Raw genomic sequence first — 13537 nt, forward strand, 5'->3', positions numbered from 1 at the left:
TTCATGCCTGCCTACTTAGGCCGGGATGGACTTGATCTTCGGCATCCGCGCCCAGCAACGGTGCTTGGCGATGGCGGCGAAGAAGTCCTGCTGCACCGCCTTGAAGTCGCTGCCGGTAAGCAGCGCCTCGTCAGGGCTCAGGTAGACGGCCTTGAGCAGCTGCTCGGCTTCGCCGGTGAGGGCGATGGCCTTGAGGTGCTTGTAGGCTTCCAGCAGGTAGTGCTTGATCACGCCGTCGTCGAGCATGGCCTTGACGCTCTCGGCGCCGCCCGGCACATAGACCGCATCCAGCGCCACCGACGGCATGCCCTCGGCCGAACCGTCCACGGCGACTTCACTGCCATCGGCGGCCTTGACCGGGCCGGCGGTAGGGCCGAGCACCTTCACATGGGCACCTTCGGCCTTGAGCGCCTGCTTGATGGCGTCAACCTCGCTGGCGATCACGCCGTCACCCACCAGCACGGCCACCTTGAAGCCCTTGATGTTGCCGGACAGCAGGTTGAGCTGGCTCAGCGCCGGCGATTTGTCGATGGAGATCTTGCGCGGCGGCACGGTGGGGGCGGTGGGCGGGGTCACGCCGATCTTCTTGGCCACCTTCTGCGCCAGCTCCAGGTCGATGTTAGCGAGGATCTCGTTGACCTGGCGCTCGCGGATCCACAGCCGCTCGACCTTGCCCAGCTCGAAGCTGTAGGCATCGGCGACGTGGGACTGTTCGGCTTCCGACAGGCTGTTGTAGAACAGCGTGGCCTGGGAGAAGTGGTCGCCGAAGGTCTCGCTGCGCTCCCGTACCTTGTGGCCGTCGATGCGCTCGTAGTAGCTCTCGTAGCCGCCATCCTGGGGCGCCGGCGGGGTTTCCTTGGGCCAGCCACCATCGATGGAGTTGGGCTCGTAGGAGGCCCGGCCCTTGTCGATGGTCATGCGGTACTTCGCGTCGCGCTGGCCGTTGTGGTTCGGCACCACCGGGCGGTTGACCGGCAGTTCGTGGAAGTTCGGCCCACCAAGGCGGCTGATCTGGGTGTCGGTGTAGGAGAACAGCCGGCCCTGCAGCAGGGGGTCGTTGCTGAAGTCGATGCCGGGCACGACATGACCGGGGCAGAAGGCCACCTGCTCGGTCTCGGCGAAGTAGTTGTCCGGGTTGCGATTGAGCACCAGCTTGCCCAGCGGGGTGATGGGCACCAGCTCCTCGGGGATGATCTTGGTGGCGTCGAGGATGTCCCAGTCGAACTTGTGCTCGTCTTCCTCGGGGATGATCTGCACGCCGAATTCCCACTCGGGATAGTCACCGGACTCGATGGCTTCCCAGAGGTCGCGACGGTGGGCATCGGTGTCTTTGCCGGCCAGCTTCTGGGCTTCGTCCCACACCAGGGAACGCACGCCACCGGCGGGTTTCAGGTGGATCTTGACGAAGACGCCCTTGCCGGCGGTGTTGATCATGCGGAAGGTGTGGATGCCGAAGCCCTGCATGCTGCGCAGGTTCACCGGGATGGCGCGGTCGGTCATGGTCCAGAGCACCATGTGCGCCGACTCGGGCACCAGGGAGACGAAGTCCCAGAAGGTGTCGTGGGCACTGCCGCCGGTGGGGATCTCGTTGTGTGGCTCGGGCTTCACCGCGTGGACGAAGTCGGGAAACTTGATGGCATCCTGGATGAAGAAGACCGGCATGTTGTTGCCGACCATGTCCCAGTTGCCCTCCTCGGTGTAGAACTTGATGGCGAAGCCACGCACGTCGCGCACGGTGTCACCGGACCCGCGCGGGCCCTGCACGGTGGAGAAGCGCACGAACACCGGGGTCTGGTGGTTGGGATCGCGGAAGAGCGCGGCCTTGGTCAGGTCGGACCAGTCCTGGTAGGGCTGGAAGTAGCCATAGGCACCGGTGCCACGGGCATGGACGATGCGCTCCGGGATGCGCTCGTGGTCGAAGTGGGTGATCTTTTCCCGCATGATGAAGTCTTCGAGCAGGGAGGGCCCACGGGTGCCGGCACGGAGGGAATTCTGGTTGTCGGCAATCTTCACGCCGTGGTTGGTGCGCAGTGCCTGGCCGGTGGCATCGGAGCGGAACTGCTCCAGCTGCTCGAGTTTCTTCGAGGTGTTCTGGCGATCCAGCGTATCGGTACCGGCGAGTTCACTCTTGGGGGGCGTAGCCATGGAAAGTCCTCATCAGGCGCCTGGAGGGCGCTCTTTGCGTCCCCTACGGAATGTGGGGCGAATTCAGGCAGTCCTGTAGTGACTCACCTGGGCGCGCTGGTGTTCCGTTCGGCCAGGGCGAAGCGACAGGCTGTTTCCCGGACGAGGATTCCTTGCCCGCGCTGGCCATATGCCTTTATCGGCTTAACATCCGATAACAAGTGCTAAGCAGATATAAGCGCGCACGTTAAACTGCGCGCCGGGATCACCCTCCTGTTGTCTGATGATGCACTCAAGGTTCTTCCATTGATCGAATTCCATGCTGTCCACAAGACGTACCGCACGCGCGGTCGCGAGGTCGCGGCGCTCCAGCCGGTCGACCTGAGGATCGAAGCCGGCGAGATCTTCGGCCTGATCGGCCATTCCGGCGCGGGCAAGAGCACCCTCTTGCGCCTGATCAACCGCCTCGAAGCCCCCAGCGGCGGCCGCCTGCTGGTCGACGGCGCCGAGGTCACCACCCTGGGCGCGAGCGAGCTGCGCGATTTCCGCCGTCGCATCGGCATGATCTTCCAACACTTCAACCTGCTCTCGTCCAAGACCGTGGCGGCCAATGTGGCCCTGCCGCTGGAACTGGCCGGCGGGCGTTCGCGGGCGCAGATCGCCCAGCGCGTCGAGGAACTGCTGGCGCGGGTCGGGCTGTCCGACCAGGCGCGCAAGTACCCGGCGCAACTCTCCGGCGGCCAGAAGCAGCGCGTCGGCATCGCCCGCGCCCTGGCCACCGAGCCGAAGATCCTGCTCTGCGACGAGGCCACCAGCGCCCTCGATCCCCAGACCACCGCCCAGGTGCTGCAACTGCTCGCCGAACTCAACCGCGAGCTGGGCCTGACCATCGTGTTGATCACCCACGAGATGGACGTGATTCGTCGCGTCTGCGATCGCGTCGCCGTGCTCGATGGCGGCGCCGTGGTGGAACAGGGCACCGTGGCCGACGTCTTCCTGCATCCGCAGCACCCCACCACCCGCCGCTTCGTGTTCGAGGCCGAGCACCAGGACGAGGCCGACCTGGCCGACGCCTACGCCCATGTCGAGGGCCGCATCCTGCGCCTGACCTTCCGCGGCGAAGCCACCTATGCACCCCTGCTGGGCCACGTCGCCCGGGAGACCGGTGTGGACTACAGCATTCTCGGCGGCCGCATCGACCGCATCCGGGACGAGCCCTATGGCCAGCTCACCATCGCCCTGGTGGGCGGTGACCTGGACGCCGCCCTGGCTCGCTTCCAGGCCGCCGACGTCACCGTGGAGGTCCTGCGCTGATGGACGAACTCTTCAGCAACATCGACTGGGCCGAGATCTGGCAGGCGACCCAGGACACCCTGGCCATGCTCGGCTGGTCCATGCTCTTCACCCTGATCCTCGGCCTGCCGCTGGGCGTGCTGCTGTTCCTCACCAGCCGCCGCCAGTTGCTGGAGCAACCGCTGGTCTACGGCATCCTTTCCTTCGTGGTCAACGTGCTGCGCTCGGTGCCCTTCATCATCCTCTTGATCCTGATGATCCCCATCACGGTCTGGCTGATCGGCACCTCCCTGGGGGTCGAGGGTGCCATTCCGCCGCTGGTGGTGGGCGCCGCGCCCTTCTTCGCCCGGCTGGTGGAGACCGCGCTGCGCGAGGTCGACCGCGGCATCATCGAGGCCACCCAGGCCATGGGCGCCAGCCTCTGGCAGATCGTCACCCGTACCCTGTTGCCCGAGGCCCTGCCGGGGCTGATCGCGGCCACCACCGTCACCGCCATCGCCCTGGTGTCCTACACCGCCATGGCCGGGGTGATCGGCGGCGGCGGCCTCGGCGATCTGGCCATCCGGTTCGGTTACCAGCGCTTCCAGACCGACGTCATGGTGGTCACGGTGCTCTTGCTGCTGGTGCTGGTCCAGGTACTGCAGATGGTCGGCGATCGCCTCGTCGCCCATTTCAGTCGTCGTTGATCCAGGCTTCATCCATTCGCAGGTTTTGCATAAGGAAAATCCAGATGTCGCTGAAACGTACCCTGCTGTCCCTGGCCTTCGGCCTGAGCGTTGCCACCGCTGCCCAGGCCGAGACCCTGACCGTCGCGGTCAACCCGGTTCCCCATGCCGAGATCCTGGAATTCATCAAGCCGCAACTGGCCAAGGAAGGCGTGGACCTGAAGATCAAGGTCTTCACCGACTACATCCAGCCTGATCGCCAGACCGATCAGAAGCAGGTGGATGCCAACTACTTCCAGACCAAGCCCTACTACGCCAGCTACCAGAAGAGCAACCCGAGCAGCGACCAGGTGCCGGTGGTGGCGGTGCACGTCGAGCCCTTCGGTGCCTATTCGCAGAAGATCAAGGACATCAAGGACCTCAAGGACGGCGCCACCGTGGCCATCCCCAACGATCCGAGCAACTCCGGTCGCGCGCTGCTGCTGATCGCCAAGCAGGGTCTGATCACCCTCAAGGACCCGAGCAACGTCACCGCCACCCCGCGTGACATCGTCGAGAATCCCAAGCACCTGAAGTTCAAGGAACTGGAAGCCGCGACCCTGCCGCGGGTGCTGAACCAGGTCGACCTGGCGTTGATCAACGCCAACTACGCCCTGGAAGCCAAGCTGGTGCCGACCAAGGACGCCCTCTTCATCGAGAGCGGCGAGTCGCCCTACGCCAACCTGCTCTACACCCGTGCCGACAAGGCCAACGATCCGGCCATCCAGAAGCTGGCCAAGGCGCTGACCACGCCTGAAGTGAAGCAATTCATCGAGAAGAAGTACCAGGGCGCCGTCGTTCCCGCGTTCTGACAGCTCTGCGCCACCGCCGTCGGCGCCCGCAGAGGCGTCGGCGGTTCCACCCCGCCTTAGGAAACTGCCATGAAGAAACTGCTCGCCACCGCTGCCCTGCTGGCCGCCAGCCTGACCGCCCACGCCGCCGAGACCCTCAGCGTCGCCGCCACCCCGGTGCCCCACGCCGAGATCCTCGAGTTCGTCAAACCCCAGCTGGCCAAGGAAGGGGTGGACCTGCAGATCAAGGTCTTTACCGACTATGTGCAGCCCAACCTGCAGGTGGCCCAGAAGCGCCTGGACGCCAACTTCTTCCAGCACCAGCCCTACCTGGATGAATTCAACAAGAGCCGCGGTACCGACCTGGTGACCGTCGCCCAGGTGCATGTCGAGCCCTTCGGCATCTACTCGCAAAAGATCAAGAAGCTGGACGAACTGCGCGAAGGCGCCGTCGTGGCCATTCCCAGCGACGCCACCAATGGCGGCCGTGCCCTGCTGCTGCTGGAAAAGGCCGGGCTGATCAAACTCAAGGACAGCGCCAACATCCTCGCCACGCCCAAGGACATCGCCGATAATCCGAAGAAGCTCAAGTTCAAGGAGCTGGAAGCCGCGACCCTGCCGCGGGTGCTGAATCAGGTCGACCTGGCGCTGATCAACACCAACTATGCCCTGGAAGCCAAGCTCAATCCGACCCAGGATGCCCTGCTGCTGGAAGGCAAGGAATCGCCCTACGCCAACATCCTGGTCGCCCGCCCGGACAATAAGGATAGCGACGCCGTGCAGAAGCTGGCCAAGGCCTTGAACACCCCGGCGGTGAAGCAGTTCATTGAAGAGAAGTACAAAGGCGCCGTGGTGCCGGCGTTCTAAGCACTGTCCGAATTGAAAACGCCGGCCCTGGGCCGTCAGTTAAGCATTGATCGCAGTCCACACTGCTCTTCAAGCTACCCTGATAGCCACAAAAAACGTCGTGCTCTTTTCGCAAGAACGCGGCGTTTTTTGTCACTGATCGGCAATGCCAGGCTGTTGCATGGCCCCTATCAGAATCTCTAACGCACCCGCTTTATCGCGGCCATGGGCCGCTACTACGGGATAGATCGGTATCTGTAGGAGCGTCCCATGGCCGCGATAAGACAGTGGCGCCTACCGTCGGAGCATAGCCGTAGAAGCGGCCGCATCGGCGGACCGCCATGGCCGAGATAGCACGCCTAAAGCGAGATCCAAGCTCCTTTTCTAGCGAACAGGCACCAGTGTCTGAGGGCTTAACTGCTCGGCATTACGGCGTTTTTCATGAGCCTATCAAGCCACAGATTCGGCGCTGGCCGGCACGCTCCCACGCTGCCCGATGATCACCAGCAGCACCGCCGCGCCGGCCGCCATCAGTAGCGGCAAGGCATGGCCGGTAAGCCACTGGCTGGCGGCACCGGTGACCAGCGGGCCGACCAGGCAGCCGAGGCCCCAGAGCTGGGCGATACAGGCATTGGCGCGGACCAGTTCGGCGTCGCGGTAGCGCTCGCCCACCAGGATCAGCGCCAGGGTGAAGAGGCCGCCGGCGGTGGCGCCGAACAGGATCAGCAGCGGCCAGACGCCGACCGTATGCAGGAGCAGCGGCAGGGCCAGGCTGACTGCCAGCAACCCCAGGGTGCAGCCGAGGAACAGCCCCTGGCGCGAGAGGCGGTCGGCGAGCAGGCCCAGGGGTAGCTGCAGCAGGGCATCGCCCACCACCACGGCGCTGACCATGTACAGCGCCAGGGCCTGGCCGAAGCCCTGGTTCAGCGCATAGACCGGCAGCAAGGTGAGGATCATCGCCTCGAAGCAGGCGAACAGCGCCACGGCCCAGGCGATGGCGGGCGCCCCGCGACAGAAGTCCAGCAGGGCCCGCCAGGCCGCCGTGTGGCCGCCGGCGGCGGGCGCGCCCTGGCGACCGAGCAGCAGCGTGGCGCCGCCGAGCATGAGCAGGGCGCCGAGCCAGAAGCCCTGGTCGCCTTCGGTGCCCAGTACGCCGAGCAGCAGTGGGCCGGCCAGCTGGCTCAGGGCGTAGGCGCTGCCGTAGAGGGCTACCAGCCGGCCGCGCCAGCGATCGGTGATGACCTGGTTCATCCAGCTCTCGCCGAGCACGAAGATCAGCGTGAGGATGGCGCCCAGGGCCAGGCGCAGGAGTAGCCACAGGGGATAGCTGGGCAGCAGCGACAGCAGGATCAGCGAGCCGGCGCCGCTCACCAGGCACAGCCGCATCAGCCGTGGCGTGCCGATCCAGGTGGCGAGACGTCCGGCCAGGCTGGCGCCGGTGAGGATGCCGATGGCCGGCGCCGCCGCCATCACGCCGATGGCGAAACTGCCATAGCCCCAGCTTTCCAGGCGCAGCGACACCAAGGGCATCGACAGGCCGATGGCCAACCCCACGCTGATGACGCTGCCCAACACGGCGAAATAGATGGCCCAGGGCATGGGCGCGGACGAAGTACTCATGGGCTTGTCTTATCTGAAGGCAGCGGGTCGCCGGCTATGGAGCCCTGGCTGTTCGCATGGGTTCCGGCACGGTTGGCCTTTGCCGGGCTTTCGCGTAGCGTGCGCCCTACCTGAAGCTGGATGAGAGAAAAATAGAAAATGCGCAAATGGCAATGCATCGTATGCGGCTATATCTACGATGAGGCCCAGGGCTGGCCCGACGATGGCATCGCGCCCGGCACCCGCTGGGAGGATGTACCGGAAGACTGGCTCTGCCCGGATTGCGGGGTGGGCAAGGGCGACTTCGAGATGATCGAAATCGGCTGATCTAGCATTGCCTCGTCCTGATGGTAATAAATGGCAACAAAAAAGGCATCGCTGGAGCGATGCCTTTTGGCTGTAGCGGCCATCCGTGCCACGCGATTCTCAGCCTTCGATGCTGTCCTTCAGTGCCTTGCCGGGCTTGAACGCCACCGTATTGCTCGCCCGGATCTTGACCGGCTCGCCGGTCTGGGGATTCTTCCCCATGCGGGCGCCGCGGTGACGCGGCAGGAAGGTACCGAAGCCGACCAGCGTCACGCTGTCCTTGCGGTGCAGCGCGTTCGCGATCTCGTCCAACAGCGTGTTGAGCACGGTGTTGGCCTGTTCCTTTGGAAGTCCGACTTTTTCAGCGATCACAGTTGCCAATTCTGGCTTGCGCATAACTACCTCTCGTGGCGTCATTTTTAGCTGTGCGGGCCTCGCATGGCTTTCCTAGCAAAGCGAGTCCCCCAGGATAGAGGGCGGCCCGACACCAATAGCGTTGGTGCGACAAAAGTCGAACCAGATAGCGTTATAAGGCAAAGCAAGGACAAGCGAAAGTTAATTAGCAGACTATTAGCCATTGGTAGGATGACTGATGCGGCCTTCGCCAACTGTGCAGCATTCTACGCACCGCTCGTGGACGAAATGTCCGCCGCTCGGCGAATGGCGGTGGCCTCCGGTTTTCGCGGCAAGGGCTCTAGCCAGGCGCTGTGGAACAGCCGGACCGGGAGTGGGCCGGTGATGGATTTGCGGATGAAATGACGCGCCGGGAGAGTGGCGCTGCGCGCCTGGCTCATGAAACGCGCGTCGTGACGAGTGCGCCGCCAGGTCGCAGCCTGGACTTGGCATGGGTGATCATCTTCGGCTGGGGAGCGGCCAGCAAGACCGCTGGAGCGTCGCACGGACGCTCCAGCGAAACGGCGCGGACCTATGCCTGGATCGGCATCACGGTCTGACTGGCGGGGGCCTGGCCTTCCAGTCGGCGCTCCAACGCCTTGGGCTCGATCACCAGGCGCATGCCGTTGCTGGCCTGGGTACGGCCCCAATCCTCCAGCAGCTCCATGCAGGCGTGATCGATGTAGGACACGCGATCCAGCGGCACGTGCAGGGTGGTGCCCGGCTTGACCTGTTCCAGCACCTTGGTCAGCTGGGGCACGCGCAGGAAGGTGGCGGCGCCCACCAGACGCAGTTCGGCCTGCTGCGGATCGTCCTCGCGGTAGGTGAGGCTGACTTTGAGCCGCGCCGCCTTGATCGCCAGGAAGGCGACGGACAGGCCGAAACCCACCAGCACCCCGGTCAGCAGATCGGTGGCGACGATCATCAGCGCGGTCAGCGCATAGATGGCCATGGGCGCCCGGCCGTAGCGCTTGAGTCCGGTCAGCGACTTGGGGTCGGCCAGCTTGACCCCGGTGAACACCAGCACCCCGGCCAGGCTTGCCACGGGGACCAGCTTGAGCACGAAGGGCAGGGCGGCGACGAAGGCCAGCAGCCAGAGGCCGTGGAAGATGGTGGAGGCCCGGCTGGTGGCGCCGGCCTGGACGTTGGCCGAGCTGCGCACGATGACGCCGGTCATCGGCAGGGCGCCCACTGCGCCGCACAGCAGGTTACCTACGCCCTGGGCGCCCAGTTCGCGGTCGAAGTGCGAGCGCGGACCGTTGTGCATGCGATCCACCGCCGCGGCGGAGAGCAGGGTCTCGGCACTGGCGATGAAGGCCAGCGCCAGGGCGGCCACTACCAGCTCGGCGTTGGCCAGCATGCCGAGATCGGCGAAGGTCACCCAGTCGATGGCGTCGGCCAGGTTGTTGGGTACCTCGACGCGGCGGATGTCCAGGGCCAGCCAGAGGCTGGCCAGGGTCGCCAGGGTCACGCCGATCAGGGCGCCAGGCAGGAAGCGCAGGCCCTGCGGGCGGAATTTCTCCCACAGCCACATGCTGGCGATGGTCAGCAGGCCGATCAGGGCGGCCTGGGCACCACTGCCGCTGCCGTTCCACTGGCTGGCGGCCTCGACGGCGGCGCCAGGGAAGGCCAACAGGTTGGACAGCCCCGATGCCGCCGGCTTGGCGTCGAGCATCACGTGCAGCTGCGAGAGCACGATGAGGATGCCGATACCGGCCAGCATGCCGTAGACCACCGCGGGCGAGGTGACGCGGAACCAGGCGCCCAGACGGGTGAAGCCGGCGACCAGTTGCAGCAGACCGGCCAGCAGCAGCACCGGCCCCAGGGCTTCGATGCCATGGCGATTGATCAGGTCGAATACCAATACCACCAGGCCAGCGGCCGGGCCGCTGACCTGCAGCGGCGAACCGGCAATAAAGCCGACCACCAGGCCGCCGATGATGCCGGTGATGATGCCCTTGGCCGGCGGCATGCCGGAAGCAATGGCGATGCCCATGCACAGCGGCAGGGCGACCAGGAATACCACGAGTGAGGCCAGGGCATCGCGCGACAGGCTGCGCCCCGGGGTCTGTTGATTGGCAAGCATGGTCCTAGTCCTCCAGCGACTCGGGATGAAGCGGTGCCCAGGCGTCATATCACGTCATATGACACCGGTCGGTTTTAGGCAGAGATCGAAAGGATGGGCGGCCCCGGTGGAGCCCCGGGTGGGTTGCGCGGTGCGCTGTTATGGGCCGCCGGGTCGCTGGACCCGCCGGCGAACTGCCGCCCTTGTACCGGACGGCAGCGGTGGATCAGGGCTGCTGCAGGCGCGGGCGCGGGGTGGCGACCGGCATGTTCTCCCCATCCAGGGGCAGGAAGCGCTCCTGCTGGGCGTCGTACGCCTTGATTTCGCTGGTCTCGATGGAATAGACCCAGCCGTGGATCTGCAGCTGGCCACTGGCCAGGCGCGAGGCCACGGAAGGATGGGTCCTCAGGTGAACCAGCTGGGCGACCACGTTCTCTTCAGTCAGGAAGCCCAGGGTGCCGCCGTGGTCGCAATCACAATGACTGTGATCCGCGACCACGGTACGGGCCACCTCGGCATGGCGCAGCCAGACCTTCACCGTGGGCATCTTTTCCAGTGGATCGGGGTTGAGCACGGCCTTCATGGCGCCGCAATCGGAGTGGCCGCAGATGATGATGTGCTTCACGCCCAGCGCCACCACCGCGTATTCGATGGCCGTGGATACGCCGCCGTTCATCTGGCCGTAGGGGGGCACCACGTTGCCGACGTTACGGGTTACGAAGAGGTCGCCTGGCGAGCTCTGGGTGATCAGCTCGGGCACGATCCGCGAATCGGCACAGGTGATGAACATGGCCTTGGGCGCCTGTGCACTGGCAAGTTTCTTGAACAGTTCTTCCTGTTCCGGAAAGACATCCTGGCGGAAACGCTTGAAACCATCGACCAACTGCAAGAGGGCCTCGTCGGGTGCGCCGAAGGTGGTATCCGTGTTGTCGCTCATCTGTTTCTGACCTCTTCTCAAGTACGCAATGGCAGCGGTAAGCGCTGGTTAATGGCTAGACGCCCCCTGGCATCACCTCGATACGCCTCGGCCATCTTGGGCTCTGGTGGCGTCGTTCCGCGGCGATCCCTTGCCTACTTGAGGCACCGTCGGCACCTCCGTCTCGCATCCTGTTGGAAACAACCTTAATCCACGCTGAAAGAATCTCTCGTGACCTACAACGCAGAAGATATTTCAAACTTATACTGAGATCATCCCGCCATTATCGCTGCACGATCCACGACATTCGCACTTTTATCGACACGAAGCCGACAATTCGCCGCCAAGTCGCATCTTTCGCCGTGAAGAAAACGTGAATTGCGATAGGCGAGGGCTTTCTCCTTGCCGATCAGTGGCTTGCGAGAGATGTGCGAAAGTGTGAACACAATGCCGTTGGCGGACATTCGCCGTTCTTTTCGACCTTTCGGCGCGGCTTGTGACCTGTGGCACAGCGCCGCAGCCCAAAACTTTCACCAGGCTTTCAAACAGGCTCCATCCCCTATGGGACAAGGGTTCCGCGCTTTTGCTGCATGGACAGGCCGCCGGGGGCAGGCAAATCCCTGCAGGTAACCGGCCTCAGGATCTACCTCCGTTGGTCGATAGGTGAGCTTTCCGGTCCATTGGAGGCAAGTCCATGTCCCTTCGCAATCTTTCCATCGCTCGCCGTGCATCGCTCGGCTTCGCCTTCATCGGCCTCCTGCTGTTGCTGCTCGGCGGCACTGCCCTGGTCAAGATGAACGACATCCGCGCCTCGGGGCTGGCCATCGAGCAGCGCTCCATGCCACGCGTCGCCGCCCTCGACGAGCTGACCGCCCTGACCCTGCGCCTACGGGTACTGTCCTATCGTCTCCTACTCAACCGTGAGCCCGAGACCATCGCCAAGACCACCGCGTTGTTCGAACAGCGCAATGGCCAGATGCGCGTCGCCCAGCAGCGCTACGAGGGCCTGATCCAGGCCAGCGAGGAGCGTGATGCCTACGCCCGCTATCAACAACTGATCGGCCAGTACGCCAGCCTGCAGCAGCGCATGCTGGCCTATTCCACTGCCAGCCAGCTGGAGCCGCTTCGGCAATTGCTCAACGAAGACCTGCTCGCCAACTCTGACGCAGTGAACGCCGTGCTCAAGCAGCTGACCGACCTGGTCAACCAGCAGACCGCGGCGGCCAACGCCCTGGCGGCGGCCGACTATAGCCATGCCATGCAATGGCTGGTGACGCTGCTGGTCGCCACGGCGCTGCTGACCCTGGTGTTCGCCTGGCTGCTGATCCGCAGCATCACCCAGCCCATCGCCCGGGCGGTGCAGGTGGCCGAGGTGATCGCCACCGGTGACCTCACCACAGAGATCCATAGCGAAGGCCGCGACGAAGCCGCACGGCTGCTGCAGGCCATGAAGACCATGCAGGGCCAGCTGCGCCAGACCCTGCAGGGTATCCTCGGTTCCGCCACCCAGCTCGCCTCCGCGGCGGAAGAGCTCAATGCGGTGACCGAGGAATCCACCCGTGGCCTGCAGCGGCAGAACGCCGAGATCGAACAGGCCGCCACCGCGGTGACCCAGATGTCCTCGGCGGTGGATGAGGTGGCGCGCAATGCGGTGAGCACCTCCCAGGCTTCGCAGGAATCCGCGGGCGTGGCCCGGGAAGGCCGCGACCTGGTGCAGGAGACCGTGGGCGCCATCGATACCATGAGCGGCGACGTCCAGCACGGCGCCACCCTGGTGGGTGACCTGGCCCTGCAGGTCAACGACATCGGCAAGGTGCTGGACGTGATCCGCAGCGTGGCCGAGCAGACCAATCTGCTGGCGCTCAACGCGGCCATCGAGGCGGCGCGTGCCGGTGAGGCCGGACGAGGCTTCGCGGTGGTGGCCGACGAGGTGCGGGCGCTGGCCCATCGCACCCAGGAATCGACCCGCGAGATCGAGACCTCCATCGGCACCATCCAGCAGGGTACCGGTCAGGCCGTGGCCGCCATGCGCAGCAGTACCGAACGGGCACAGAGCACCCTGGACGTGGCTCGCGGCGCGGGCAATGCCCTGGAACGCATCCATGGGGCCATCGGTGCCATCAACGAGCGCAATCTGGTCATCGCCAGCGCGGCGGAGGAGCAGGCGCAGGTGGCCCGCGAGGTGGATCGCAACCTGGTGAACATCCGGGAATTGTCGATCCAGACCGCGGCGGGCGCCGAGCAGTCCAGTGCCGCCAGTGCAGAGCTGTCGCGCCTGGCCATCGACCTCAATGGCATGGTGGCGCGTTTCCGCCTGTGAAACCGCGGCGGCGGCGCCTGGAGCGCCGCCGCCGGGTCAGGGTCTCAATGCGAGTACAGCAGTTGCAACACCACGGTCAGCGCCATCAGCAGGCCGAAGGGCGTGAACACCGCGGAAAGCAACAGGGACAGCGCCTTGCCGGCGCCGGGACGCGAAATGGTCGGCATGACGATTCTCTCA

Annotated in this window: 13 protein-coding genes and 1 pseudogene; 7 read left to right on the forward strand and 7 right to left on the reverse strand. The window is 64.9% G+C overall.

Translation table 11 applies throughout. The features are described from left to right. Nucleotides 1-15: 15 nt before the first annotated feature. The gene (katE, locus tag RND78_RS23695) at nucleotides 16-2145 is read right to left on the reverse strand and encodes a catalase HPII (RefSeq protein ID WP_312732457.1); all 2130 of its coding nucleotides are present in this window, start codon (nucleotides 2143-2145) and stop codon (nucleotides 16-18) included. 285 nt (nucleotides 2146-2430) lie between these two features. Here katE and RND78_RS23700 point away from each other — a divergent pair, with 285 nt between their 5' ends. From RND78_RS23700 to RND78_RS23715, 4 genes are all read left to right on the forward strand, one after another. Beyond that, nucleotides 2431-3438, forward strand: coding sequence for a methionine ABC transporter ATP-binding protein (locus RND78_RS23700; protein ID WP_312732491.1), 1008 nt, complete (start codon nucleotides 2431-2433; stop codon nucleotides 3436-3438). Continuing rightward, nucleotides 3438-4103 carry a methionine ABC transporter permease gene (locus tag RND78_RS23705; protein WP_017639302.1) on the forward strand — a complete coding sequence of 222 codons (666 nt, stop codon included), beginning with the start codon at nucleotides 3438-3440 and terminating at the stop codon, nucleotides 4101-4103. The genes RND78_RS23700 and RND78_RS23705 overlap by 1 nt, the downstream gene beginning before the upstream one ends. A 50-nt stretch (nucleotides 4104-4153) precedes the next feature. Beyond that, complete coding sequence (locus RND78_RS23710) at nucleotides 4154-4933, forward strand: MetQ/NlpA family ABC transporter substrate-binding protein (protein ID WP_312732492.1); 780 nt, start codon at nucleotides 4154-4156, stop codon at nucleotides 4931-4933. Nucleotides 4934-5002: 69 nt separating this feature from the next. After that, a complete protein-coding gene (locus tag RND78_RS23715) occupies nucleotides 5003-5779 on the forward strand; it encodes a MetQ/NlpA family ABC transporter substrate-binding protein (protein ID WP_312732458.1) in 777 nt (258 codons plus the stop codon). 429 nt (nucleotides 5780-6208) lie between these two features. Here RND78_RS23715 and RND78_RS23720 read toward each other — a convergent pair whose 3' ends face one another. Next, a complete protein-coding gene (locus RND78_RS23720; protein ID WP_312732493.1) occupies nucleotides 6209-7357 on the reverse strand; it encodes an MFS transporter in 1149 nt (382 codons plus the stop codon). 159 nt (nucleotides 7358-7516) lie between these two features. Here RND78_RS23720 and RND78_RS23725 point away from each other — a divergent pair, with 159 nt between their 5' ends. Beyond that, nucleotides 7517-7684 (forward strand): rubredoxin, encoded by a 168-nt coding sequence (locus RND78_RS23725; RefSeq protein WP_059230412.1) that lies wholly within the window; start codon nucleotides 7517-7519, stop codon nucleotides 7682-7684. 99 nt (nucleotides 7685-7783) lie between these two features. Here RND78_RS23725 and RND78_RS23730 read toward each other — a convergent pair whose 3' ends face one another. From RND78_RS23730 to RND78_RS23745, 4 genes are all read right to left on the reverse strand, one after another. Beyond that, nucleotides 7784-8059, reverse strand: a complete 276-nt coding sequence (locus RND78_RS23730) for an HU family DNA-binding protein (RefSeq protein ID WP_059230413.1) — start codon at nucleotides 8057-8059, stop codon at nucleotides 7784-7786. A 529-nt stretch (nucleotides 8060-8588) separates the two neighbouring features. Next, entirely contained in the window at nucleotides 8589-10142 is a 1554-nt protein-coding gene (locus tag RND78_RS23735; RefSeq protein ID WP_312732459.1) for a SulP family inorganic anion transporter, read from the reverse strand. 205 nt (nucleotides 10143-10347) lie between these two features. Further along, the gene (locus RND78_RS23740) at nucleotides 10348-11058 is read right to left on the reverse strand and encodes a carbonic anhydrase (protein ID WP_312732460.1); all 711 of its coding nucleotides are present in this window, start codon (nucleotides 11056-11058) and stop codon (nucleotides 10348-10350) included. A gap of 251 nt (nucleotides 11059-11309) precedes the next feature. After that, nucleotides 11310-11501 (reverse strand): hypothetical protein, encoded by a 192-nt coding sequence (locus tag RND78_RS23745; protein ID WP_312732461.1) that lies wholly within the window; start codon nucleotides 11499-11501, stop codon nucleotides 11310-11312. 230 nt (nucleotides 11502-11731) lie between these two features. Between RND78_RS23745 and RND78_RS28465 the strand changes: the two are divergent. Both RND78_RS28465 and RND78_RS28470 read left to right on the forward strand, forming a co-directional pair. Continuing rightward, nucleotides 11732-12502: pseudogene (locus RND78_RS28465) on the forward strand (MCP four helix bundle domain-containing protein); the annotation flags it as partial. Further along, on the forward strand, nucleotides 12494-13357 hold the full coding sequence (locus RND78_RS28470; RefSeq protein WP_409457112.1) for a methyl-accepting chemotaxis protein: 864 nt from the start codon (nucleotides 12494-12496) through the stop codon (nucleotides 13355-13357). The pseudogene RND78_RS28465 and the gene RND78_RS28470, both read left to right, overlap by 9 nt. A 44-nt stretch (nucleotides 13358-13401) precedes the next feature. On the opposite strand, the gene RND78_RS23755 is transcribed toward RND78_RS28470, so the two are convergent. Then, nucleotides 13402-13524 carry a hypothetical protein gene (locus RND78_RS23755; protein ID WP_312732463.1) on the reverse strand — a complete coding sequence of 41 codons (123 nt, stop codon included), beginning with the start codon at nucleotides 13522-13524 and terminating at the stop codon, nucleotides 13402-13404. Nucleotides 13525-13537 lie beyond the last annotated feature (13 nt).

The organism is Pseudomonas oryzihabitans, assembly GCF_032027545.1.
In the GTDB taxonomy this organism is placed as follows: Bacteria; Pseudomonadota; Gammaproteobacteria; order Pseudomonadales; family Pseudomonadaceae; genus Chryseomonas; species Chryseomonas oryzihabitans_F.

Coding starts and splice junctions, on each gene's coding strand:
- RND78_RS23730 (WP_059230413.1), bottom strand. CDS start 8,059: ATGCGCAAGCCAGAATTGGCAACTGTGATCGCTGAAAAAGTCGGACTT.
- RND78_RS23705 (WP_017639302.1), top strand. CDS start 3,438: ATGGACGAACTCTTCAGCAACATCGACTGGGCCGAGATCTGGCAGGCG.
- RND78_RS23745 (WP_312732461.1), bottom strand. CDS start 11,501: ATGTCCGCCAACGGCATTGTGTTCACACTTTCGCACATCTCTCGCAAG.
- RND78_RS23740 (WP_312732460.1), bottom strand. CDS start 11,058: ATGAGCGACAACACGGATACCACCTTCGGCGCACCCGACGAGGCCCTC.
- RND78_RS23720 (WP_312732493.1), bottom strand. CDS start 7,357: ATGCCCTGGGCCATCTATTTCGCCGTGTTGGGCAGCGTCATCAGCGTG.
- RND78_RS23735 (WP_312732459.1), bottom strand. CDS start 10,142: ATGCTTGCCAATCAACAGACCCCGGGGCGCAGCCTGTCGCGCGATGCC.
- RND78_RS23715 (WP_312732458.1), top strand. CDS start 5,003: ATGAAGAAACTGCTCGCCACCGCTGCCCTGCTGGCCGCCAGCCTGACC.
- RND78_RS23725 (WP_059230412.1), top strand. CDS start 7,517: ATGCGCAAATGGCAATGCATCGTATGCGGCTATATCTACGATGAGGCC.
- katE (WP_312732457.1), bottom strand. CDS start 2,145: ATGGCTACGCCCCCCAAGAGTGAACTCGCCGGTACCGATACGCTGGAT.
- RND78_RS28470 (WP_409457112.1), top strand. CDS start 12,494: ATGCAGGGCCAGCTGCGCCAGACCCTGCAGGGTATCCTCGGTTCCGCC.
- RND78_RS23755 (WP_312732463.1), bottom strand. CDS start 13,524: ATGCCGACCATTTCGCGTCCCGGCGCCGGCAAGGCGCTGTCCCTGTTG.